15 protein-coding genes are annotated in these 21,103 nt (G+C 66.2%); 4 read left to right on the forward strand and 11 right to left on the reverse strand.

Annotated features, from left to right (window positions below; all coding sequences use genetic code 11):
- Positions 1–40: 40 nt before the first annotated feature.
- The 8 genes from xdhC to ACEN8U_RS18215 all read right to left on the reverse strand — a co-directional run bounded on the left by xdhC (position 41) and on the right by ACEN8U_RS18215 (position 10,537).
- A complete protein-coding gene (gene xdhC / locus ACEN8U_RS18180) occupies positions 41–1,057 on the reverse strand; it encodes a xanthine dehydrogenase accessory protein XdhC (protein ID WP_015003504.1) in 1,017 nt (338 codons plus the stop codon).
- A 117-nt stretch (positions 1,058–1,174) separates the two neighbouring features.
- Positions 1,175–3,640, reverse strand: coding sequence for a xanthine dehydrogenase molybdopterin binding subunit (xdhB, locus tag ACEN8U_RS18185; protein WP_041745686.1), 2,466 nt, complete (start codon positions 3,638–3,640; stop codon positions 1,175–1,177).
- On the reverse strand, positions 3,640–5,184 hold the full coding sequence (xdhA, locus tag ACEN8U_RS18190; protein WP_015003502.1) for a xanthine dehydrogenase small subunit: 1,545 nt from the start codon (positions 5,182–5,184) through the stop codon (positions 3,640–3,642). Before xdhA ends, xdhB begins: the two co-directional genes overlap by 1 nt.
- 358 nt (positions 5,185–5,542) lie before the next feature.
- Entirely contained in the window at positions 5,543–6,052 is a 510-nt protein-coding gene (locus tag ACEN8U_RS18195) for a disulfide bond formation protein B (protein ID WP_015003501.1), read from the reverse strand.
- A 116-nt stretch (positions 6,053–6,168) separates the two neighbouring features.
- Positions 6,169–7,548, reverse strand: a complete 1,380-nt coding sequence (locus ACEN8U_RS18200) for an amidase (RefSeq protein WP_015003500.1) — start codon at positions 7,546–7,548, stop codon at positions 6,169–6,171.
- Positions 7,549–7,625: 77 nt separating this feature from the next.
- Positions 7,626–8,306, reverse strand: coding sequence for a GntR family transcriptional regulator (locus ACEN8U_RS18205; RefSeq protein WP_013589273.1), 681 nt, complete (start codon positions 8,304–8,306; stop codon positions 7,626–7,628).
- A gap of 175 nt (positions 8,307–8,481) precedes the next feature.
- Positions 8,482–9,831 (reverse strand): MFS transporter, encoded by a 1,350-nt coding sequence (locus ACEN8U_RS18210; protein WP_041745684.1) that lies wholly within the window; start codon positions 9,829–9,831, stop codon positions 8,482–8,484.
- Positions 9,832–9,853: 22 nt separating this feature from the next.
- Positions 9,854–10,537, reverse strand: a complete 684-nt coding sequence (locus tag ACEN8U_RS18215; RefSeq protein ID WP_015003498.1) for a DUF2848 domain-containing protein — start codon at positions 10,535–10,537, stop codon at positions 9,854–9,856.
- Between the two features lie 168 nt (positions 10,538–10,705).
- Here ACEN8U_RS18215 and ACEN8U_RS18220 point away from each other — a divergent pair, with 168 nt between their 5' ends.
- The 3 genes from ACEN8U_RS18220 (at position 10,706) to ACEN8U_RS18230 (ending at position 15,196) form a co-directional block, all read left to right on the forward strand.
- Positions 10,706–12,463, forward strand: coding sequence for a cation:proton antiporter (locus tag ACEN8U_RS18220; RefSeq protein ID WP_015003497.1), 1,758 nt, complete (start codon positions 10,706–10,708; stop codon positions 12,461–12,463).
- A gap of 128 nt (positions 12,464–12,591) precedes the next feature.
- On the forward strand, positions 12,592–14,124 hold the full coding sequence (locus ACEN8U_RS18225; protein WP_041745683.1) for a gamma-glutamyl-gamma-aminobutyrate hydrolase family protein: 1,533 nt from the start codon (positions 12,592–12,594) through the stop codon (positions 14,122–14,124).
- 343 nt (positions 14,125–14,467) lie between these two features.
- Positions 14,468–15,196 carry a DUF2968 domain-containing protein gene (locus tag ACEN8U_RS18230; protein ID WP_310107069.1) on the forward strand — a complete coding sequence of 243 codons (729 nt, stop codon included), beginning with the start codon at positions 14,468–14,470 and terminating at the stop codon, positions 15,194–15,196.
- 67 nt (positions 15,197–15,263) lie between these two features.
- Here the strand turns inward: ACEN8U_RS18230 and ACEN8U_RS18235 are convergent, their stop codons facing one another.
- Positions 15,264–16,565: a hypothetical protein gene (locus ACEN8U_RS18235; protein WP_015003494.1), complete on the reverse strand. Its 1,302-nt coding sequence runs from the start codon at positions 16,563–16,565 to the stop codon at positions 15,264–15,266.
- A 336-nt stretch (positions 16,566–16,901) separates the two neighbouring features.
- Positions 16,902–17,435: a GNAT family N-acetyltransferase gene (locus ACEN8U_RS18240; protein WP_041745676.1), complete on the reverse strand. Its 534-nt coding sequence runs from the start codon at positions 17,433–17,435 to the stop codon at positions 16,902–16,904.
- Between the two features lie 308 nt (positions 17,436–17,743).
- Here ACEN8U_RS18240 and ACEN8U_RS18245 point away from each other — a divergent pair, with 308 nt between their 5' ends.
- Complete coding sequence (locus ACEN8U_RS18245) at positions 17,744–19,045, forward strand: MFS transporter (protein WP_041745671.1); 1,302 nt, start codon at positions 17,744–17,746, stop codon at positions 19,043–19,045.
- A gap of 162 nt (positions 19,046–19,207) precedes the next feature.
- On the opposite strand, the gene ACEN8U_RS18250 is transcribed toward ACEN8U_RS18245, so the two are convergent.
- Entirely contained in the window at positions 19,208–21,055 is a 1,848-nt protein-coding gene (locus tag ACEN8U_RS18250) for a tetratricopeptide repeat protein (protein WP_015003491.1), read from the reverse strand.
- Positions 21,056–21,103 lie beyond the last annotated feature (48 nt).

Consider the following 21,103-nt stretch of genomic DNA (forward strand, 5'->3'; position numbering starts at 1 on the left):
GTTTTTGCGTGCCGGATGCGCAATGCCGGGCGGCCGTGGATCAAACCGCTTGCGCCGCGCGATGCACGCTCGCGTTGGCTTCGACAGCTTGCAGCAGTTGCGCCGCCGCGGAGATCGCAATGATTTCCGGCGACTTGTCGACAATGCCGTCCACGCCGAGCGGGCATTTCATCCGCGCAATTCGCGCAGGATCGATGCCGCGCGCGGCCAGCCGATGCTCGAACTGCTTGCGCTTGCTGTGCGAGCCGATCATGCCGAAGAACGCGAAGTCGCCGCGCCGAAGAATGCGCTCGGCGAGTTCGAGGTCGCGCGTATGGTTGTGCGTCATCACGATGAAGTAGGTGTTCGGCGCGGCCTCGTCGACGGCTTCGTCGGGCGCGTCGTTCGCGTCGATCTTCACGTTATGCGCGTGCAGCGATTCGACGGGCGGGAACTGCGCATCGCGTTCGTCGACCCAGCGCACCGTGCAAGGCAGCGTGGCGAGCACCCGAACCAGCGCGGCGCCCACGTGACCCGCGCCGAACAGTACAACCGGGAAGTCGCCCGGCGCAATGGTTTCGGTGAGCAGCGCGCCGCTGTCGTCGAAACCGGCGCCGTCCCACAGCAGGCAGTCGGCGGCATCCACGCCCGGCTCGGGGTCGGACAGCATCACCGCATCCGGCGCGGGGCCGAATGATACGCTACGCACCGTCGATTGACCGGCGGCCACGCGCTTCGCCAGCGACGTAATCCAGCCGAGGTCGCCCACGTCGAGCCGCTCGAATGCGAGTATGACTGCGCCGCCGCAGCATTGCCCGAGGCTCGGGCCGAGCGCGAAACGCTCCAACCGGCGCATATGCGGCGAGCGCATGCCGTCGCGCAACACCTGGCGCGCGGTCTCGATCGCTTTCCATTCCAGATGGCCGCCGCCGATCGTATGCCTCGCCGAATCGCGCGTGACGATCATCTTCGTGCCGGCCTCGCGCGGCGCCGAACCTTCGACGCGCGCGACCGTCACCAGCACGGCGGCGTCGCCATGCGCGAGCAGTTGTTGCAGGTCAGGTAGCCAGGCTTGCATCCGGCAGTTCTCCGTACAATGCCGCGCGGGGTGCGTGCGGCCGGTTGAGCGTGACGCGCTGAGTGGGATGGCGTCGGGTCTTCATGATGTGACGTTCGTTATTGGCTTGGCGAGGCTTCAACGAGGCGCCGGTTCCGCTGTGCCCTGACTTGCGGGTTGCGCCGATGAAAGCGCGCTCGCGCGGTCCGCGTGGAACGTGCCCGGTGAGTTGAGCGCGTCCAGTGCGTCGAGAATCGCTTCGGGCGTGGCCGGCGCGCGCAACGGCGGGGCGGTCGGCGCCGCCGGCGCGGCCGCGGCAATCGCATCGCGAATCGCGAGAAACACCGAAAACGGCAGCAACAGCGGCGGCTCGCCCACAGCCTTCGAGCGGAACACGGTCGGCTCCGCGTTCTGATTCTGATACAGCCGCACATTGAACGCGGCGGGCGTGTCGCTCACCGCGGGAATCTTGTAGGTGGACGGCGCGTGCGTCATCAGGCGGCCCTCGCGGTTCCACCAGAGTTCTTCGCTGGTGAGCCAGCCCATGCCCTGAATGAAACCGCCCTCCACCTGACCGAGGTCGATGGCCGGATTGATCGACTGCCCCGCGTCGTGCAACACGTCCACGCGCAGCAGTTTCCATTCGCCGGTCAGCGTATCGATCACCACTTCGGACACGGCCGCCCCGTACGCGAAGTAATAAAACGGATGACCCGTCAGCGTCTTGGCGTCCCAATGCACTTTCGGCGTCGCGTAAAAGCCGTCCGACCACAACTGCACGCGCGCCAGATACGCGGCGCCGACCAGTTGCTCGAAGGGCATCGCGCCGCCGTTGACCGTCACCTCGCCGTTCGCGAAGCGCACGTCGTCCGCATGGCCGCCGAGCTGTCTCGCCGCCAGTTCCGCGAGCCTAGCGCGGATGGTGCGCGCGGCGTCTTCGGCGGCTTTGCCGTTCAGATCGCTGCCGGTGGACGCCGCGGTCGCCGATGTATTCGCGATCTTCGACGTGTCCGTCGCGCTCACACGCACGCGCGCAAGCGGCAAGCCGAACTCATTGGCGACGACCTGCGCGACCTTGGTGTTGAGGCCCTGGCCCATCTCCGTGCCGCCGTGATTGACGAGCACCGAGCCGTCCTTGTAGACATGCACGAGCGCGCCGGCCTGATTGAGGAACGGCACGTTGAACGAAATGCCGAACTTGACCGGCGTGAATGCAAGGCCGCGCTTGAGCACCGGGCTCTTCGCGTTGAACGCGGCAATCGCCTGGCGGCGCGCGCGATAGTCGCTCCAGCCGAGCAGATCGTCGGTCAACGGCGCGAGGATGTTGTCTTCGACCTGCTGGCCGTAAGGCGTGGTATCGCGTTCGCCGATGCCGTAGTAGTTGGCCACGCGCACGTCGAGCGGATCGCGGTTCAACTGACGCGCGATGCTGTCGAGCATCACTTCCATCACGAGCGCGCCCTGCGGCCCGCCGAAGCCGCGAAACGCGGTGTTCGATTGCGTGTTGGTCTTGCAGCAGAGCGCCACGATGTCGACGTCGGACAGATAGTACGCGTTGTCGAAGTGGCACACGGCGCGTGTCGCCACAGCGCCCGAAAGGTCCGCGGAATAGCCCGCGCGCAACGCGATTTCCACGCGCGCGCCGAGAATGCGGCCGCTGTCGTCGAAACCGGCTTCGTACTCGTAGATCGCGTCGTGCCGCTTGCCGGTGATCATGAAGTCGTCGTCGCGATCGGCGCGCAGCTTCACCGGACGGCGCAGCACCCTGGCCGCGAGCGCGGCCACGCACGCGAACAGCGCCGACTGCGATTCCTTGCCGCCGAAGCCGCCGCCCATCCGGCGGCATTCGCACACCACGTTGTGCGCGGGCCAGCCGAGCATGTGCGCGACCACCTGCTGCATTTCGCTTGGATGCTGCGTCGAACTGTAGACGAGCATGCCGTCCATCTCTTTCGGCACCGCATACGCGACCTGGCCTTCCAGATAAAACTGCTCCTGGCCGCCGACTTCGAACGTGCCGCGGATTTTATGCGGCGCGGCGGCGATTTTCGCCGCGGGATCGCCGCGCGTGAGATGCAAGGGCGGCAGCACAAACTGTTTCGCGGCCTTGGCCTCTGCCGGCGTGAGAATCGCTTCGAGCGGTTCGTAGCGGACCACGTCGTCGCTTTTTGCGAGCGCAGCCGCGCGGCGCGCGAGCTCGTGGCTTTCCGCGATCACGGCGAACACCGGCTGGCCAAGGTACAGCACTTCGTCAGCGGCGAGAATCGGGTCGTCGTGCAGCACCGGACCGCAATTGTTCTCGCCGGGGATGTCGTCGGCGGTGAGGACGGCGAGTACGCCGGGCGCGTGTCTGACCGCGTCGAGATCCATCGACACGATGCGCGCGTGCGCATGGCGCGACAGGCCGAGCGCGGCGTGCAGCGTGCCGTGCAGTTCGGCGATGTCGTCGGTATAGGCCGCTTCGCCGCTCACATGCAGCTCGGCCGATTCATGCGGCAGTCCGACGCCGATCGCGGCATCGCTCCCGCGCGCGGCGGCCTGCCGGTCGGCCGGTTCGGTGCCGGCGCTCGCGGCGCGTTCGACAAATGCATCGGTGCGGTTCATCACGACGGCTCCTTCGCCATGGCGTCGGGCGCGCCGGCTTCGAACGCGAACACGTTCACGTCGAAGAGCGCGAGCGGCGCGTCGTCACGCGTTTCCAGGTGAAAGCGCCACAGCAGATTGCGCGCCACCTTCAGCCGATAGGCGCTCGACGCGCGCATGTCGGTGAGCGGCTGGTAGTCGGCGGCGAGCGCATTCATGGCCTGCCGCGCGGTCGCTTCGTTCCAGGTGGCGCCGTTCAGCGCCGCCTCGGTTGCTTGGGCGCGCTTCGGCGTGGCCGCCATGCCGCCGAACGCGACGCGCGCCTCGCGGATGGTGCCGCCCTCGCCGAGATGCAGCGCGAAGGCCGCGCACACCGCCGAGATGTCCTGATCGTAGCGCTTTGAGACTTTGTACGTGCGAAAGCGCAGGTTGCCCGCGGGCCGCGGCACGCGCAGCGCGGCGACGAATTCGCCCGCGGCGAGCGCGGTTTTCTGGTAGCCGAGGTAGAACGCATCGAGCGGCAAGGTGCGCGTTTTGGCGCCGTGACGCAGCACGACTTCGGCGCCGAGCGCGAGCAGCGCGGGCATGGAATCGCCGATCGGCGAGCCGTTTGCGACATTGCCGCCGAGCGTGCCGGCGTTGCGGATGGGCAGCGACGCGAAGCGCGTCCACAGTTCGGCGAGTTCCGGATAGTCGGCGGCGAGGGCGGCATACGCGTCTTCGAGCGAGACGGCAGCGCCGATGGAGAGCGTTTGCGCGTCGCGTCCGATCGTTTTCAATTCGCGCACATTGCCGATATACAGCATGTCGCCGAGATCGCGGAATTGCTTGGTGACCCACAGGCCGATGTCGGTGCTGCCCGCGACGAGCCGCGCCTCGGGATGCTCGGCGCGCAGACGCGCGAAGGCGTCGAGCGTGACCGGCGCGTAAAACGCGGGCGTGCCGAAGGCGGCGCCGCGCGCATCGGGCGCGCGGTACTCGAAGGTGTCCGTGCGTTGCAGCTCGCGCAGCGCCGCCTGGACGGCCTCGCGATCGAGCGTCACGCGCGGGTACTGCGCGTAGTCGAACATTTTCTGGGCGGCGTCGACAATCGGCCGGTAGCCCGTGCAGCGGCACAGGTTGCCCGAGAGCGCGGTGTTGATTTCGTCGCGCGTGGGGAGGCCCGCGGCTGCCGGCTGGTTTTCGTACAGCGCCCACATCGACATGACGAAGCCGGGCGTGCAGAAGCCGCACTGCGAGCCGTGGCAGTCCACCATGGCCTGCTGGACGGGATGCAGCGTGCCATTGGCCGCGCGCAGATCTTCGACGGTGAAAAGCGCCTTGCCATCGAGCGTGGGCAGGAACTGGATGCAGGCGTTGACCGCTTTCAGCGCCAGCGCGCCGTGCGCGTCGAGTTCGCCGACCACGACCGTGCAGGCGCCGCAGTCGCCTTCAGCGCAGCCTTCCTTGGTACCGGTGCAATGCAGGTCTTCGCGCAGATGCTGGAGCAGCGTGCGCGACGCGGGCACGCCCGCGACCTCGTGGACGGACCCCTGGCGATAAAAGCGGATGGTTTGCGTTGTCATGGCGAATCCAGAAGACAGTGCGGACCGGGCGCGCGTTACGCATGGGGTCGCGCCAAAGCCGGCCTCGCGCACGTAGATCGCCATCCAGATCCGAAGATAGCATTCCCGCGCCGCAAAAATATTTCCGATGTCGAATGAAGCTTATGCGCAACAAGCAATGAGATCAGTCTGATATGGCGCGCGCACTCGGGGTGCACATCTGGGTGGGATCGACGCGAGGCGGGGAAGTTGCGTCTGGGAGGAAGGGCAAGGAGGGCAGGGCGGGGAGGCGGGCAAGCGCGGCCGTGGCCGTTTGGCCGCGCCGCCGCAGGCCGGGAGGCGCTGCGAGACCGCCCCCACCCAACCGGCGGAAAACTGCTTACGACACGCGCCCGCGATTGCGCACGAGGCTCACGACGAGCGGCACGAACGCCAGCACGAAGCCGACGAGCGCCCACATCGGCAAAGTCAGGCCGAGAATCGGCGGATAGGCGGTTTCGCACAGCCCCGCCACCTTGAACACGCCCGGCAGCCAATGGGCAGGCGGCAGGCTGTCGACGATCGGCTGCAACGCGTCGAAGCCGCAGCTGAAGCCCGGATTGGCCTGTACATAGACATGCCGCACGGCCGTGACGATGCCGGCCAGCGCCGCGAGCGCCGCCATGACTTCGAGCAGACGCACGCCGCGCCAACTGTTAAAGCGCGCGCCGAGGAACGCGAAAATCGCGATCAGCAGGAAGAAATAGCGCTGGATGATGCACAACGGGCACGGATCTTCGTGCTTGAAGTACTGCAGATAGAGCGCGCCGGCCACGAGGCCGACGCAGATCAGGCCGAGCAGGGTGAGCAGGGAGCGCTCGCGGCGCAGCATCGCGTTGTCGTTGTTCATGGATCGTGTGGCGGTCGGCAAAATTGACATGAAAAGGGCGGGTGCCCGCGATTCTAGCGCGAACCCCCGCCCCCACGACGCCACGCGCGCACGCGCGCCGCCATGCCGCCGGTCCGTCAGCGGATTGCGTTCAGTACCGCTTCGGCGCCGCGGCCGATGGACAGCAGCGCATCGTCGGCATGCGGCGCACCCGCCAGCATCAGGCCGACCGGCGCATCGCCGCGCAAATGGCAGGGCAGCGACAGCGCGCAGGCGTCGAGGAAATTGAAGGCGCCCGGATTGCGCAGGATGAGCGCATTGGTGCGGCCGAACAGATCGTCGTCGGCCACCAGTTCGGCGACGCGCGGCGGCACCACCGGCACGGTCGGCGCGACCACGGCGTCAAAGCGCTGCCACAGCGTGCGCGCGGCTTCGGCGAGCATCGCCTCGCGCTCGGCGAGCAGGTCGAGGTAGTCGGCGGCGCTGGCGGGCTGCCCCTTGAGAATGCGCACCAGCACGCGCGGATCGTATTGATCGCGATGCTTGTCCAGCAACGGACGATGCCATGCATACGCCTCGATCGGCGCAAAGCCGAAGCGGTTGATCTCCGGCAGACGGTCGAGCGGCGCAAAGCGCACCTCGCTGACAATCGCGCCCGCCGCTTCCAGGTGCTTGAGCGCGGTGTCGATGGCGGCGGCGACCGCCGGCTCGACGCCGTCGGTGACATAGTGGGTCAGCACGCCGAGGCGTACGCCTTCGAGCGGACGCGCGGCCGGCACGCGCGGCTCCAGACCGGCCAGCATGCGGTCCACCAGCGCGCAGCAGGCGACGGATACGCCGATCGGGCCGAACGAGTCGAGCGTCGACGAAAGCGGCACGCCGCCTTGCTTCGGGATGCGCGCGGCGGTCGGCTTGAAGCCGGTCAGGCCGCACAGCGCGGACGGAATGCGGATCGAGCCGCCGGTGTCGGTGCCGAGCGCGACAGCGGCCATGCCGTCGGCAACGGAAGCGGCCGCGCCTGACGACGAGCCGCCCGAAATGCGCTCATCGCCTTTCACGTCGCGCCGGTACGGCGACAGCGGGTTGCCGTAGTGGGGATTCAAGCCCAGTCCGGAAAACGCGAACTCGCTCATATTGGTTCGTCCGACGATCACGGCGCCCGCGCGTTTCAGGCGCGCGACGGCAACGGCGTCCTCGGTGGCGGCGGGCGCGTCGGCGAGCACGGTCGAGCCGGCCCGCGTGCGCTGGCCCTCGATGTCGAACAGGTCCTTCACCGACACGGGAATGCCCGCGAGCGGCGACAGCACGGTGCCCGCGGCGCGCAGGCGGTCGTGCGCGTCGGCGGCCGCGCGCGCGCCCTCGGCGTCGACGTGCATGAAGGCGACCGCGCCCTGGCCGGCTGGATCGGCGATCCGCTCGAGCGCGGTTTCGACGAGCGCGCGGCTCGTGGTGCGTCCCGCGGCGAGGTCGGCGGCGAGTTGGGCAAGCGGCGGGAAGGGCGTGAATTCAGTGGCCATGATGTCGGTCGATCCGGATTGACTGTGTGAAGCCGCCTCGCGTGGGTCACCGGGGCGGGCTGGTTCGATGCGTTCGGTCAGATGCGGTTGAAGAGCGTCGCGCGGAATGCCTCGATATGTTTTTGCACGGAGCGCCGCGCGCCTTCTGCGTCGCGCTCGCGCAGCAGGCGGAACAGCTCCAGGTGTTCCTCGTGCACGTCTTCCAGATGATGCGGTTCGGATAGCGAAATGAACCAGAAGCGCAGCGAGCGCTCGTGCAGTCCGCGCAGGATGTCCGCGAGCACCGCGTTGCGCGAGGCGGCCGAAATGGCCAGATGGAATTCGCGGTCGATATCCATCATGCCTTCTATGTCGTGCGCGGCGACGCACACGGCCGAGCGCTCGAGCAGCGCCTGCATCGCGTCGTAGTCGTGCTGCTGCGCGTGGCGCGCGGCGAGTTCCACGCAGTAGGTTTCGTTGACGAGGCGCACGTCGATGATGGCGAGCACGTCGTCGAGCGAAACCGGGCGAACCATGATGCCCTTGCGCGGCATGATGGTCAGCATGCCTTCGTGCACGAGCCGGTGCAGCGCCTGATGCACGGGCGTTCTGCCGATGCCGGTCAGCGCCATCAACTCCGCTTCGTTGAGCACCTCGCTCGGCCGCAAACGCATGGTGATGATCTCGCGCTTGACGAACGCATAAGCCTGTTCGGCGAGACTCGCATTGGCGGTCGCTCGGGTGGGCCTCGGGGGGCGGGCGGTCTGCAAAAGCGTCATGTGAAAAGGTGCGGGCGATGTCGTCCGCGCATTGTAGAGCAAGCTGGAACGAGGTTTTGCGCGGGGCGCGCGCCGTTATGGGCGCTTCCTGCGCATGTGGTGCGCGCTTCGTGGGTGCTTCATGGGCGCTTTCATCGGCGCTTCTCGGCGCCTCATGATCGGCCTGAAGGCCGCCTCACGCGCGCCCCGGCACGGCAGACGCCGCATGCTGCACTTTGACGCGCGGCATCATCAGCGTGACGAGGCCGCCGACGATCAGCGCGCCCGCAATCAGCACGAGCCCGAACGTCACGCTGTGCGTCGCGTCCTTGACGATGCCGAGCACATACGGACTAACATAGCCGGCCAGGTTGGCGATCGAGTTGATGACAGCAATGCCCGCGACGGCGGCCGTGCCTTGCAGGAAGGTCGTCGACATCGACCAGAAAATGCCGAAGCCCGCCAGAATGCCGACATACGCAATCGACAAGCCGGTCACCGCAAGCGGGATCGAGTTCGTGACCGACGCGCTGCCGAGCAGACCGGCCGCGCCGATAAAGCAGCACACGGCATAGTGCCAGGGGCGCTCGCCGGTGACGTCGGAAGAGCGGCCGATCAGGATCATGCCGATACCTGCCGCCAGATACGGGATCGCGGTGACGAAACCATTGCTGACGAGGTTCGTCACGCCGAGGTCCTTGACGATCTGCGGCAGCCAGAACGAGAAGCCCGCATTGCCGGTGACGAGACAAAAGTAGATCAGCGTGAGGAGCCAGAAGCGGCCGGAGCGCAGCGCCGCCGCGAGACTATGCTCGGCGCCTTGCGCGGCGGCTGCGGCGTTCTCGCGAGTGAGGCGGGCAAGGATCACGCGCTTTTCATCGGCGGTGAGCCAGGCGGCCTCGGCGGGCGTGTTGCGCAACACGGCGAGCGCCCAGAAGCCGGCCAGGATCGACGGAATGCCTTCGATCAGGAACATCCACTGCCAGCCGCGCAAGCCATGCGCTTCGTGCAGCGCCGACATGAGAAAGCCCGACAGCGGCGCGCCCACGATGCCTGCCACCGGAATCGCCGCCATGAACACCGCAACCATGCGCGCGCGCCGGTCGGACGGAAACCAGAAGGTCAGGTAAAGCACCACACCGGGCACGAGGCCCGCTTCGGCGACACCGAGCAGAAAGCGCAGCACATAGAAGGCGGTCTCGCTGCGCACGAACATCATGAGGCACGACAGCAGCCCCCACAGCATCGTGATGCGGGCGATGGTGGCGCGCGCGCCGAATTTCTTCAGCAGCAGATTGCTCGGCACTTCGAACACGAAATAACCGAAGAAGAATATGCCGGCGCCGAGGCCATAGGCCGCGTTGGAGAGGCCCAGGTCGCCCGTGAACTGCAGCTTTGCATAGCCGATGTTGACGCGGTCCAGATAGGACAGCACGTAGACGAGAAACAGAAACGGCATGATGCGCCACGTGATCTTGCGGATAGCGGCGGCTTCCAGCGAGGCGTCGGCGGACGCGTCGGCGGCTAAGGGCGGAGGGATGCTCATGAATGCCTCGTTGGACAATGGCTCATTCGACAATGGACAGGGCGCGCACGCGATAGGCGTGGCGCAGCGTGCGCTTCAGGATCGGGTCGTGCAATTCGAGTTCGAGCGCGTCGCCGTCCGCCATGCCGACAATGCCGCCTTGCACGGCGAGCGTGCCGCAGAACATGGCGGCGCCTGCCGGAAGCGGCGCGCGCGCGAGCAGGTCGGCGGCGGACAGCAGCGACGCGACGCTGCCCTGTTGATAGACCCGCCGCTCGCCGTTCGTGACGGCAAAGGCGCGCAGCTCCAGCTGATCCCAATGTTCGCGGACGTCTTCAAAGGGCCAGGCGTCGCGCGCGACGGGTTTCGGACACACCTGCTTGGAGACGGTCACGCCGTAGGCTTCCACTTCGCGATCCGTGTGATCCGAGCCCACGGTGACGAGGAGACGCGCGTCCGACTGCACCAGCACGCATTCCGCTTCGCCGCTCGATTTCATGCCGATCACGTCGATCTGTTCGGCCTGCGTCAGCAGTTCCGAGCCGAGGCGATAAAAGCAGGGCGTGGTGGACGGCCGCTTCACGCCCAGTTCCGCCAGCTCCGCAATGTGATGTTCGATCGCCGCCTGATCGCGGCCCGCCCAGCCGGCAATGGTCAGACGGTGCACTTCAATCGGAACCGGCCGCGCTGCGCCCGAACGTTCGAGGACCTGAAAAGACAGCTGCATCAGTGGACTCCATAAAAATATGCGGCAAATATTATTGTGATATTTCACAGGCGTCCAGTGTGTCAAAAATATCTGGCGACCGCGGCCCGTGGCGACAAGCGACACTGCGTGCGCCGGGACGTGTTTGTTACACTTCTCTTCGACATTACTTTTTGTAAGGAAACTCGCATGCACGAAGGCATCGGCTTCATTCAGGATCTGGCGGTCGTGATGGCGCTCGCCGGCGTCGTCACCGTGCTGTTCCATCGCCTGAAGCAGCCAGTCGTGCTCGGCTATATTGCAGCGGGCGTGATCATCGGACCGTACACGCCGCCGTTTCAACTGATCCACGACGAACAGACCATCAAAACGCTCGGCGAACTGGGCGTCGTGTTCCTGATGTTTTCACTCGGTCTGGAATTCAGTCTGCGCAAGCTCTTCAAAGTCGGCGCGACGGCGATCGTCGCAGCGCTGTCTGAGATCGTGCTGATGTTGTGGCTCGGCTACGAGATCGGCAGCGCGTTCGGCTGGAGCCCGATGGACTCGCTGTTCCTCGGCGCCATTCTCGCCATTTCGTCGACGACGATCATCGTCAAGGCGCTGTCCGAGCTCGGCCTGAAGCGCGAGACGTTCGCGCAGCTCGTGTTCGGCATTCTGATCGTCGAGGACATTCTCGCCATTGCGATGCTCGTGCTGTTGTCCGGCATTGCGCAAACCGGCCAGCTGAGCGCGGGCGTGGCCGTCGTCACGCTCGGCAAGCTGTTGCTGTTCATGACGGTGTCGCTCGTGGTCGGCATTCTCGTCGTGCCCCGCGCGCTCCACTATGTGGCGCGTGCCCGCAGCGACGAAATGCTGCTCGTCGCCGTGCTCGGGTTCTGCTTCGGCTTCTGTCTGCTCGTCGTCAAGCTGGATTACAGCATTGCGCTCGGCGCGTTTCTGATCGGCGCGATCATGGCCGAGTCGCGGCATCTGCATCGTATCGAGCATCTGATTGCGCCGCTGCGCGACGCGTTTTCCGCAATCTTCTTCGTGACCATCGGCTTGATGCTGAACCCGGCGGTGCTCGTGGACTACGCGTGGCCGATCGCGGTGATCACGGTCGCGGTGATCGTCGGCAAGATCGTGTCGTGCGGGCTCGGCAGCTTCCTCGCGGGCAAGGACGGCCGCACGGCCATGCGTGTCGGCATGACCGTTTCGCAGATCGGCGAGTTCTCGTTCATCATCGCGTCGCTCGGCTTGACGCTGAAGGTGACGAGCGCGTTTCTCTATCCGATCGCGGTGGCGGTGTCGGCGCTGACGACGCTCTTCACGCCCTACCTGATCCGCGCCGCGGATCCGCTCACGCGCCGTCTTGCGGATGCCATGCCGCGCACGCTCGTCAACGTGTTCGGCCTATACAGCCAGTGGTTGGGGAGCTTGAGCACGGCCAGCGGCGAGCCGACGCTTTTCAGCATGACACGGCGAATCATCCTGCAGATTGCGGTGAATCTCGCCCTCGTCGCGGCCATCTTTCTGATGATGTCTTACGGCGCGCCCTACGTCAGCAGTCTGTTGACGCACTGGGTCAGCGCTGAGCCGATGCAGCGCGTGGTGCTGTGGAGCGCCGCCTTGCTCGTGTCCATGCCGTTTCTCGTCGCGGTTTATCGCAAGACCAAATCGCTCGCGCTGCTGCTCGCCGAGGTGAGCGTGCAGCCGGCGACGGCGGGGCGCTTCACGAGCGCGCTGCGTTATGCGATCTCGGATCTCGTGCCGGTGGTCTGCATGGTCGGCGTGTTTCTGCTGGTGGCGGCGCTGTCGGGCGGTATTCTGCCGCCGACGGGCCTGCTGGCCGCCGTGCTGATCTGCGCAGCGCTGCTGCTTGCGCTCGTCTGGCGCTGGTGCGTGAAGATTCACGCGGCCATGCAGATCGCGCTGCGCGAAACTTTCGACGAACAGCCCGATCCGTAAGTAGGAGGGCAGTGGGCGGCGCGGCCGGACAATGTGAGCAATTGTGTGCGCGTTTGCCCGGTCCGGCACGCTGGCGGATAATCAGGGCATATTCATTCGTTCGCGTGGAAGGCGCCTGTCCGACAGTCATGAGCGAAAACAAACCTGAAAACGCCGGTCTACCCGGTAATCCAACGCCGCCTTCGGCATCGCCGGGAACGTCTGCAGCGCCGCCGACGTCCGCAACGCCCGGTCAGGCGCCCGTCGAACCGGCGGCTTCGCTGCCGCTCTCCCATGAAGACGCCATTCAGTCGCCCGTGAAAGATCCGCTGAGCTCGCCTGGGGCGTCTGCTTCGTCGGGCTCGGTTCCCGCGTCGACCGGTTCGTCGGAAGCGGCGGCGAGGTCGTCGACCGACGCGCCCGTGAGCGCGTCCACCGTCACGCCCGCCGACAGTCGCACGGCTCAGCAACGCGACGCGGAACAAGCGCGCAGCTCGGCCGCCGCTTCGGTCGCGAAGCAGGAGGCGGACGTTCATGAGCGCGATGCGCGTTCCGCGCGCGGCCGCGAGGCGGCGGCGTCCATCCCGCCCGCGCAGCCCGCCGCACCAGCTCGCAGCGCCGCTCCGTTGACGAGTGAACCGATTGAAGGCGAGCTCATTACCTCCACCGACGAAGTGCTCGCCGCCGAGGACGCCGCCGCATCCACCCCGCGCGCCGCGGGCTCGCCGCCGCCGGGTTTCGGCGCCGCGCCGGATTTCAGCGCGAGCAACCCGCCGCCGCCGAATGCGTTGCCGCCTTCGCCGCCGCGCTATCTGAAGCAGACCGATTCCGCGTGGTCGGTGTTCGGGCGCATCATCGCGGCGCGCGCGCGCCAGCTGTTCGACCGCGCGGGTCAGCGGATTACGCAGCGCACGCTGCGCATCGGCGTATCGGCGCGCATCTTTCATCCTGAGCCCGGCGCGAAAGGCCTGCGCGGCAAGACGCTGCAATATCTCGAGGAGTCCATCGCGCATTGGGTGATGTCGCGCGACGTGCTGGTCTTCATGATTCCGACGGTCGGCCACCAGGGCATGCTGCATCCAAGCAATATCCGTCTGCGCGACTACGCGAAGCATCTCGACGGCCTGCTGCTGCAAGGCGGCGCCGACGTCTCGCCGCAGTCGTATGCGGAAACCGCGACGCGGCCCGAATGGCCCGGCGATCGCGTGCGCGACATGTACGAGCTGGAGCTGCTGCACGAATTCGTCGAGTCGGGCAAGCCCGTGCTCGGCGTGTGCCGCGGCTGCCAACTGATCAACGTGGCGTTCGGCGGGACCTTGTATCAGGACATCGCTACCGACGTGCCGACCGCCGGCGCGCACGTCAACGAAGACTACGATCAGCACCGCCACGCGATTCATTTTCCGGATGGCTCGACGCTCGCCAACATGTTTCCGGGGCGGCGCGATGCGATCGTCAACTCGATCCACCATCAGGCGGTCAAGACGCTGGGCCGCGACCTGAATATCGAGGCGGTGTCGGCATCTGACGGCATCATCGAAGCCGTGCGTTACCGGCGCGCGCCGTTCGTCATGGGCGTGCAATGGCATCCGGAGTTTCATCGCGCGGGCGGGCCGGAGCTGCTCGATTGCACGCCGCTGCTCGACACGTTTCTGAGAGTGGCGCGGGAAACGCGTTTTTAGCGCATCTCGTAACGTCCGGGTCGGCGTGAGTGACGCGGCTCGGATTCTGAAAGTTCGATTCGCCGAGGCGCCGCTGATCCAGCGGCGCTTTCTTTTTGGCGCTTGATCGGAAGATGCGCGGGGAGATGCGCAAGGAGATGCCGCAAGACGCTCGGCGGCTATTGTGCGTTGCCCCTATCCGGCCATGCATTATTTCGAGATAAGCCCGCGTGTCGTGTAATTCGCACACCGTAGTTTTATCTCGATTTAAAGTCTATTTTTGCGACGCTTCAATGCTTCGCTTAAGCACTAATCCGCGCGATAATCCAAGGCTGTTTTATGGATCCGCATGGAGCATGCAGGTATGAAGCACCCCTTATTTATACGGCGCGCCATGCTGCTCGCAGCTTCGTGCACGCTGTTGCACAACGGCGGCCTCGCGCTCGCCGCGCAAGGCGAAGAGGCCGCGCCGATCGTCGGCACGCGGCCGGCCCTGAACACGCTGACGCCGCAGCCCGTTGCCGACGCGCTGCGCGAGGCGGCATCGGCCTCGTCTTCCTCGGGCACGACGACGACGGCGGAGGCGCAAGGCAATGTCGCCGAATTGATGCAAATGATCCAGGACGCGCGGCTGAGCGAACTGCGTACCACTTACAACGGCAGTTACGGCGCGAGCCTGTTTTTCTATGCACGCGAAATGACATACTACGTCGCGTTATTCCACGACAAGCATTTCTGGCGGGTGATCAAATCGGCAGATGCCGGCCGGGCGGAAGCCATTTACGCAGGCTTCGTCCAGCAAACCGCACAGCTGTCCGAGATAGAGATCCAGCGCACGCAGTTGCAGGCGCAGAAGGCCTATATTCAGGACGTGATCGCGTTGTCCGAAGACCGCGCGAAACGCTTGCAGGCCGACCTGGACGTTGCCCGCACGCAGCAGGCGAAGGTGAACGACTGCCAGCGTCAGACGCAAAACGAAGCGGCTGCATTGCGCGAGGAGAAGGAGCGGGCGCAGGCGCAACTGCGGCAAGTGCAAGGGCAGGTCATGCAATTGCAGCGGCAGACGGAAATGGGTCTGCCAGGCCAGAGGTAAAAGCCTGGGATGCGAAAAAAGCCCGGCCGTTCATAGTGGCCGGGTTTTTTTGCGCCCATTCGCTTGGCTATCTGATGAACTGATCCGGGACTTCGGTGACGCGGCGCTGCGAGAGCCGGTTGATCCACTGCTGGCCGTTGTCGGCCGATGCATTCGCGGATGACGGCGGCTGCGCTTCTTGCGATTGCCGCGCCCCGCCGCTCGCGAGCGCGTGTGCGCGGATGTCCACGGACGCGTAGTCGTCGGTGCCTAACGGCGAGGAGGCGAGTGGAGAGTACGAGCCCGCCACCGACGGCTTGACGAAGCGCCGCGATACGGGTGACGGCACGACCGGGCTCGACGCGTCGCTGGCCGTGTAACGCGGATGGCTTGGCGCAGCGGCTCTGGCAACATGTCTTTGCAAGTCCCGACGACGATCGTCGTTCCTCGCTACCACTTCCTTGTCTGGATGCATGACCCGCGCAACTGGCGGCGCAACCGCGGGCGCAACTGTCGCTACCTGCGGCACAGTCCGTTGTGCGGTCTCTCTCCGCGGCTCGGCTTTACTGAGCATCATGCCGCTGCCGCTGCCGCTGCCGCTGCCGCTGCCGCTGCCGAGATCGAGCGTCGGTGCACCATTGGCAAGCTGCGTCACGGAAGCCGCACTCGTGGGCTTCGCATGCGCGGCTTCGTCACGCTTTTTCGACCCTCCCACGCTACCGCGCAACGGCGCTTGCGCAGCAACGGTGTTGCGCTCGGCGACGGCTCCATCCGCGGACTTCGTGTCCTTAGCGCTATCGGGATGAGCGATGCCGTCATGACGTGGCGGCATCCACGCAAGCAATGCCGCGCCGCTCAGCGCGCAGGCGCCGCCCGCGAGGATCCACCACGGCACTAATGTCGCGCGGGACGCTTGCCGCGCAGTTTCAGATGCATGCGCTTTCACGGGCGCGAAAATGTTGGGCGAAACGGGCGCCTCGGGCCAGGGTGAAAGCTCCGTCAACGTGACCGCATGCGCAGCGGCAGAACCTGCCACGCCCGCTGAAGCCGCTGAAGCCGCGTCGTGTGCAAACTCCGACGCTTGTGCCTCCGGTGCGCTGGCCGAACGCCCGATTCCCGCGCCGCTCGCGACTGTCGCGCCGAATGCCGCCGCAGCGAGCGGGCGCCGATTCTCCGGCGCCATCCATCGGCAGAATGAACGAATGGGCTGCTCGTCGAGGTCGAATCGCTTGAGGATCGCACCGTACAGCCCGTGCAGCCGCCCATCCAGGCAGTAGCCCGGCGCGCGCAACGACCACCCGCCGCCAAAGGGCGTCGGCACATCACTGAACGGGCGCGAGCGCGGCAACGCCGTCGCGCCTTCGACTACGGTTAACGGGGTGGTGGCCATCGCTCTCTTCAGCGCCTCGGGCAGGGACGCCGCCTGGCATCCGTGGGTCAGCGACGAGAGCCTCCAGGCACTACGCAAGACACGCCTCGCGCAATGACGTGAGCGCAACAGCGCGCAGGCGCAGAACACGAAACCGCGCACGTGAGAGCGAGCGGACGCATCAGCGCCTTACCAGGAAAGCCATCGTCGGGAAAAGAAGATGATGCGACGGAACCGAGGGCCCAAGACTCGGACGTTTCCGAAAATAGATGACGATGTGTCCGGGATCAAACGGTCGAGCGCCCTTCAAACGGCTGGATGAAACGCCTGGTCAAGCGCCTGGATCGAGCGCCCCGATCAAACGCTCGACCTGTCCAATCGATAAACATAGCGCAACGCCGTGATATCCACGCCGCCCATGCGGTCCGGCTCTGCGCCGGCGAACTGCCAGCCTTGCCGTTCATAAAAGCCGATGGCCGGCACGTTGCCCTCGAGCACGTATAGATACAGTTGCGTCTCGCCCTGCGCGCGAGCCCAGTCCTCGGCGGCGCGCATCAACAGCTTGCCGGCGCCAATGCCCTGATAGCCCGGCAACGCATGAAGGTTATCGAGCAGCACGCCCCACGCGGATTCCGGCTGGCGCTCCACGCAGACGAAGCCGATCGGCTCGTCGCCCAGAACCGCGATCAGCACCATGCGGCGCTCGCTGCCCGGCGCGCTCATGCGTGCCTCCCAATAGGCGGCGCGCTCCTCTGTGACCTCGCCGTCCAGAAAAGTGTCGGGCAGCAGGCCGCGGTAAGTGGCGCGCCAGCTCGTGCTGTGAATCGAGGCGATCAGCGCGGCATCCGCGACGGTAGCGGGGCGCAGCGAGAGGACGGGGGAGGTCTGCATGAGGACGTCATCAACGGAAAATGCCGAGTCGCAATTCCAGCGGGCGAGAAGAGTCGCACCGGCTGTAATGAGAATGTCGGGAATACACAACGGTGCTATCAACGGTAACATGGCGTGGCGTGGCTTTTGGCGGTTAGCAGTATTTATCCTGATACCGCTCAAAGCCGTTCGCCTGCAGCATCCGGCGCCCCCGGCGTGGCTCGACCGCGCCTGAGCGTTTGCCTGTGGCATCTGCCTCTTCCACGGCGGATCGTTTCAACTGCCAGATCGCCGCTGGCCTCGGCGGCATGGGCTTATCAGAGAATGTCATGTCAACAGCGTCCCACGCTATTTCTTCCGCGGAAGAATCCAAGGTCAAGACAGTGTTCCGCGTAGTCAGCGGCAACTTTCTTGAAATGTACGACTTCATGGTCTACGGCTACTACGCCTCCGCGATTGCCAGGACCTATTTTCCGAGCGGCAGCGACTTCGCCTCGCTCATGCTGTCGCTTTCCGTGTTCGGCGCGGGCTTCCTGATGCGTCCGCTCGGCGCAATCGTCCTCGGCGCGTACATCGACCATTACGGCCGGCGCAAGGGGCTGATCCTCACGCTCGGCCTGATGGCGCTCGGCACGCTCACGGTGGCATCCATTCCAGGCTACGCGACGATCGGCCTCGTGGCGCCCGTGCTGGTGCTGCTCGGCCGGCTGCTGCAAGGCTTTTCGGCGGGCGTGGAGCTGGGCGGCGTGTCGGTGTATCTGTCGGAAATCGCGACCAAGGGCAACAAGGGCTTCTACTGCGCGTGGCAGTCGGGCAGCCAGCAGGTCGCCGTGGTATTCGCGGCGCTGCTCGGCGTGATGCTCAACAAGGCGCTGCCCGCCGACCAGATGAGCGCGTGGGGCTGGCGCGTGCCGTTCCTGATCGGCTGCCTGATCGTGCCCTTCCTCTTCCTGATTCGCCGTTCGCTGAAGGAAACCGAGGAATTCTCCGCGCGCAAGCATCGCCCGGGCATGGGCGAGATCATGAAAAGCATGGCCGCGAACTGGGTCACGGTGCTGGGCGGCATGGGCATGGTGATCATGACGACCGTGTCGTTCTACATGATCACCGCTTATACGCCGACCTTCGGCAAGGAAGTGCTGAAGCTTTCGGCCATCGACACGCTCGTCGTCACCGTCTGTATCGGTTTGTCGAACCTGATCTGGCTGCCGCTCGCAGGCGCGCTGTCGGATCGCATCGGGCGCCGTCCGGTGTTGCTGGCCTTCACGGCGCTCACCATTGTCAGCGCTTATCCGGCGCTGCAGTGGCTCGTCGCCGAGCCGTCGTTCGCGCGTCTGCTCATCGTCGAGCTGTGGCTGTCGTTCCTGTACGGCAGCTATAACGGCGCGATGGTGGTCGCGCTCACCGAAGTGATGCCGGTCGCCGTGCGCACCGCGGGTTTCTCGCTGGCCTACAGCCTTGCGACGACGATCGGCGGCTTCACGCCGGCCATCTCCACGCTGCTGATCCATTCCACCGGCAACAAGGCCGCGCCGGGTCTGTTCCTCGGCGTCGCGGCCATCTGCGGATTGATTGCGACGCTCGTGCTGTACCGCACGCGTGAATCGCGCGATCAATACAAAAGCGCGTGATGGAGCGCGCGGCTGCCGCTCGCGGCGCCGGCGCGCCGATGCAAAGAACCCTGCGCTGCCGAAAACGCGGGGTCGACTGAGTCGATCACTGAAGCCCTGCACGCGTATCGCGCTGCAGGGTTTTTTTCGGGCGGCGCAAGCGCGGCGGCAGGTTTCCGGCGGCTAAGCTCGCCGCACGCTGGCGGCCACCGTCTCGACCACCTCGCGCCATGCGCCGGGGCGGGGCTGACGCACGAGCGTCGCGCTCGCGTACCAGGTGCTGCGCGCGTTGTCGGAACACCAGCGCCAGTCGGGCGCGAACGGCAGCATCAGCCATAGCGGCTTGCCGAGCGCGCCCGCGAGATGGGCAATCGACGTATCGATCGACACCACCGCATCCAGCCGCTCGATGATCGCGGCGGTATCGGCAAAGTCGCCGATCCGCCCGTCGAAGCGATGAATTCGGCCCGCGTGCGGATGCGCGTCCAACGCCGCGCGTTCCTGCGCGCTCAGATCCGGCTGCAGCACGATCCAGTCGATGCCTTCCAGCGCGAAAAGCGGATCGAGTGCGGCGAGCGGCATCGAGCGCGTTTCGTTCTGCTGGATGCGCCCCGACCATGCGAGCCCGATCTTGCGCTTTGCCTGACCGCCCAGCGAGCCGCGCCATTTGCGCCGATAGGCGGGCGGCGCGCTCAGGTAGGGTGTGCGCTCGGGAATCGTCTCGGCCCTCGTGCCGAGCGCAAGCGGCAAGCTCAGCAGCGGGCATTGCACGTCGGCTGCGGGGCGCGGCGCGCCGCGCGAAATCAGTGTCACGCGCCATGCCTCGGCGACCGGATCGAGGAGCGGCACGAGCGCCGGCTGCACTTCGAGCACCACGCGCGCCGCACGCTGCGCCGCGAACGGGACGAAGCGCACGAACTGCAAGGTATCGCCGAAGCCTTGTTCCGCGTGGATCAGCAGCGTGCGCTGGGCAAGCGGCTCGCCGTGCCAGCGCGGCAGCGTTTCGATAGCCGGTTCGGCGACGGTTTGCAGACGCCATTCGTATTCGGGCAGGCCGCGCGCGAAATCGCCCAATGCAAGCCACGCCAGCGCGCGGTTCATATGCGCGGAGGCGAGATCGGGTTGCAGGCGCAACGCCTGATCGAACGCGCGCAGGGCGGTGGCGTGCGCGCCCAGCGCCTGATGCGCGCTGCCGAGGCAGAGCCACGCGAGCGCGAATTGCGGATCGAGCCCGACCGAGCGTTCCAGGTAAGGAATGGCCTCTGTGTGGCGCCCGAGCGCGGCCAGCGCGTTGCCCATGCCGAAGATGGCGGGCGGCAGATTCGGCTGCAAGGCGAGCGCGGCTTCGAACGACGCGACCGCTTGCGCGTGACGACCCGTCGCGTCGAACGTATTGGCAAGGTTGAAGTGCGCGGCGACGAAACGCGGCTCCGCGGCCAGCGCAGCCTCGAAACAGGGGATGGCTTCGTCCGCGCGGCCGAGCGCATTGAGCGACATGCCCATGTTGTTGAGCGCGCCGGCATGGCCGGGGCGCAACTCCAGCGTGCGCCGGAACGAGGCAATGGCTTCCTCGTGACGCCCGAGCGCGTGCAGCGCGTTGCCGAGATTGTTGTGCGACGAGGCGTCGTCCGGTTGCAGGCGCAACGAACGGCGAAACGCGTCGGCGGCGTCCTCGTGACGGCCCGCCGCCGCATAGGCATTGCCGAGGTTGTAATGCGCCATGGGGAACGACGGCGCCAGTGTCAGCGCGTTGCGAAACTGTGCGATGGCTTCGTCGATCTGGCCGAGCGCCTTCAGCGCATTGCCGAGGTTCAACTGCAGCGCGGCGTCCTGCGGGCGCAGATTGACCGCGCGCCGCACCAGCTCGGCGGCTTCGGCGTGCTGGCCCTGCTGGTGGCGCAGCACGCCCAGCAGATGCAGCGCGTCGACGTGCGCGGGATTGCCGTCGAGCGTCGCGCGGTAGCCGCGTTCGGCGTCGTCGAGGCGGCCGTCACGATGCGCCGCGAAAGCGCGGTCAAATACAGGTTGCATGACGGGGATGGAATTCGGGTAAGGCAGAGGCCGCATTTTCCCACACTC

It is taken from the genome of Paraburkholderia phenoliruptrix, assembly GCF_047325075.1.
Classification (GTDB): domain Bacteria; phylum Pseudomonadota; class Gammaproteobacteria; order Burkholderiales; family Burkholderiaceae; genus Paraburkholderia; species Paraburkholderia phenoliruptrix.

Bases quoted from the DNA above. Each gene is read 5' to 3' on its own strand.
- xdhC (WP_015003504.1), bottom strand. From the start codon at position 1,057: ATGCAAGCCTGGCTACCTGACCTGCAACAACTGCTCGCGCATGGCGAC.
- xdhB (WP_041745686.1), bottom strand. From the start codon at position 3,640: ATGAACCGCACCGATGCATTTGTCGAACGCGCCGCGAGCGCCGGCACC.
- xdhA (WP_015003502.1), bottom strand. From the start codon at position 5,184: ATGACAACGCAAACCATCCGCTTTTATCGCCAGGGGTCCGTCCACGAG.
- ACEN8U_RS18195 (WP_015003501.1), bottom strand. From the start codon at position 6,052: ATGAACAACGACAACGCGATGCTGCGCCGCGAGCGCTCCCTGCTCACC.
- ACEN8U_RS18200 (WP_015003500.1), bottom strand. From the start codon at position 7,548: ATGGCCACTGAATTCACGCCCTTCCCGCCGCTTGCCCAACTCGCCGCC.
- ACEN8U_RS18205 (WP_013589273.1), bottom strand. From the start codon at position 8,306: ATGACGCTTTTGCAGACCGCCCGCCCCCCGAGGCCCACCCGAGCGACC.
- ACEN8U_RS18210 (WP_041745684.1), bottom strand. From the start codon at position 9,831: ATGAGCATCCCTCCGCCCTTAGCCGCCGACGCGTCCGCCGACGCCTCG.
- ACEN8U_RS18215 (WP_015003498.1), bottom strand. From the start codon at position 10,537: ATGCAGCTGTCTTTTCAGGTCCTCGAACGTTCGGGCGCAGCGCGGCCG.
- ACEN8U_RS18220 (WP_015003497.1), top strand. From the start codon at position 10,706: ATGCACGAAGGCATCGGCTTCATTCAGGATCTGGCGGTCGTGATGGCG.
- ACEN8U_RS18225 (WP_041745683.1), top strand. From the start codon at position 12,592: ATGAGCGAAAACAAACCTGAAAACGCCGGTCTACCCGGTAATCCAACG.
- ACEN8U_RS18230 (WP_310107069.1), top strand. From the start codon at position 14,468: ATGAAGCACCCCTTATTTATACGGCGCGCCATGCTGCTCGCAGCTTCG.
- ACEN8U_RS18235 (WP_015003494.1), bottom strand. From the start codon at position 16,565: ATGGCCACCACCCCGTTAACCGTAGTCGAAGGCGCGACGGCGTTGCCG.
- ACEN8U_RS18240 (WP_041745676.1), bottom strand. From the start codon at position 17,435: ATGCAGACCTCCCCCGTCCTCTCGCTGCGCCCCGCTACCGTCGCGGAT.
- ACEN8U_RS18245 (WP_041745671.1), top strand. From the start codon at position 17,744: ATGTCAACAGCGTCCCACGCTATTTCTTCCGCGGAAGAATCCAAGGTC.
- ACEN8U_RS18250 (WP_015003491.1), bottom strand. From the start codon at position 21,055: ATGCAACCTGTATTTGACCGCGCTTTCGCGGCGCATCGTGACGGCCGC.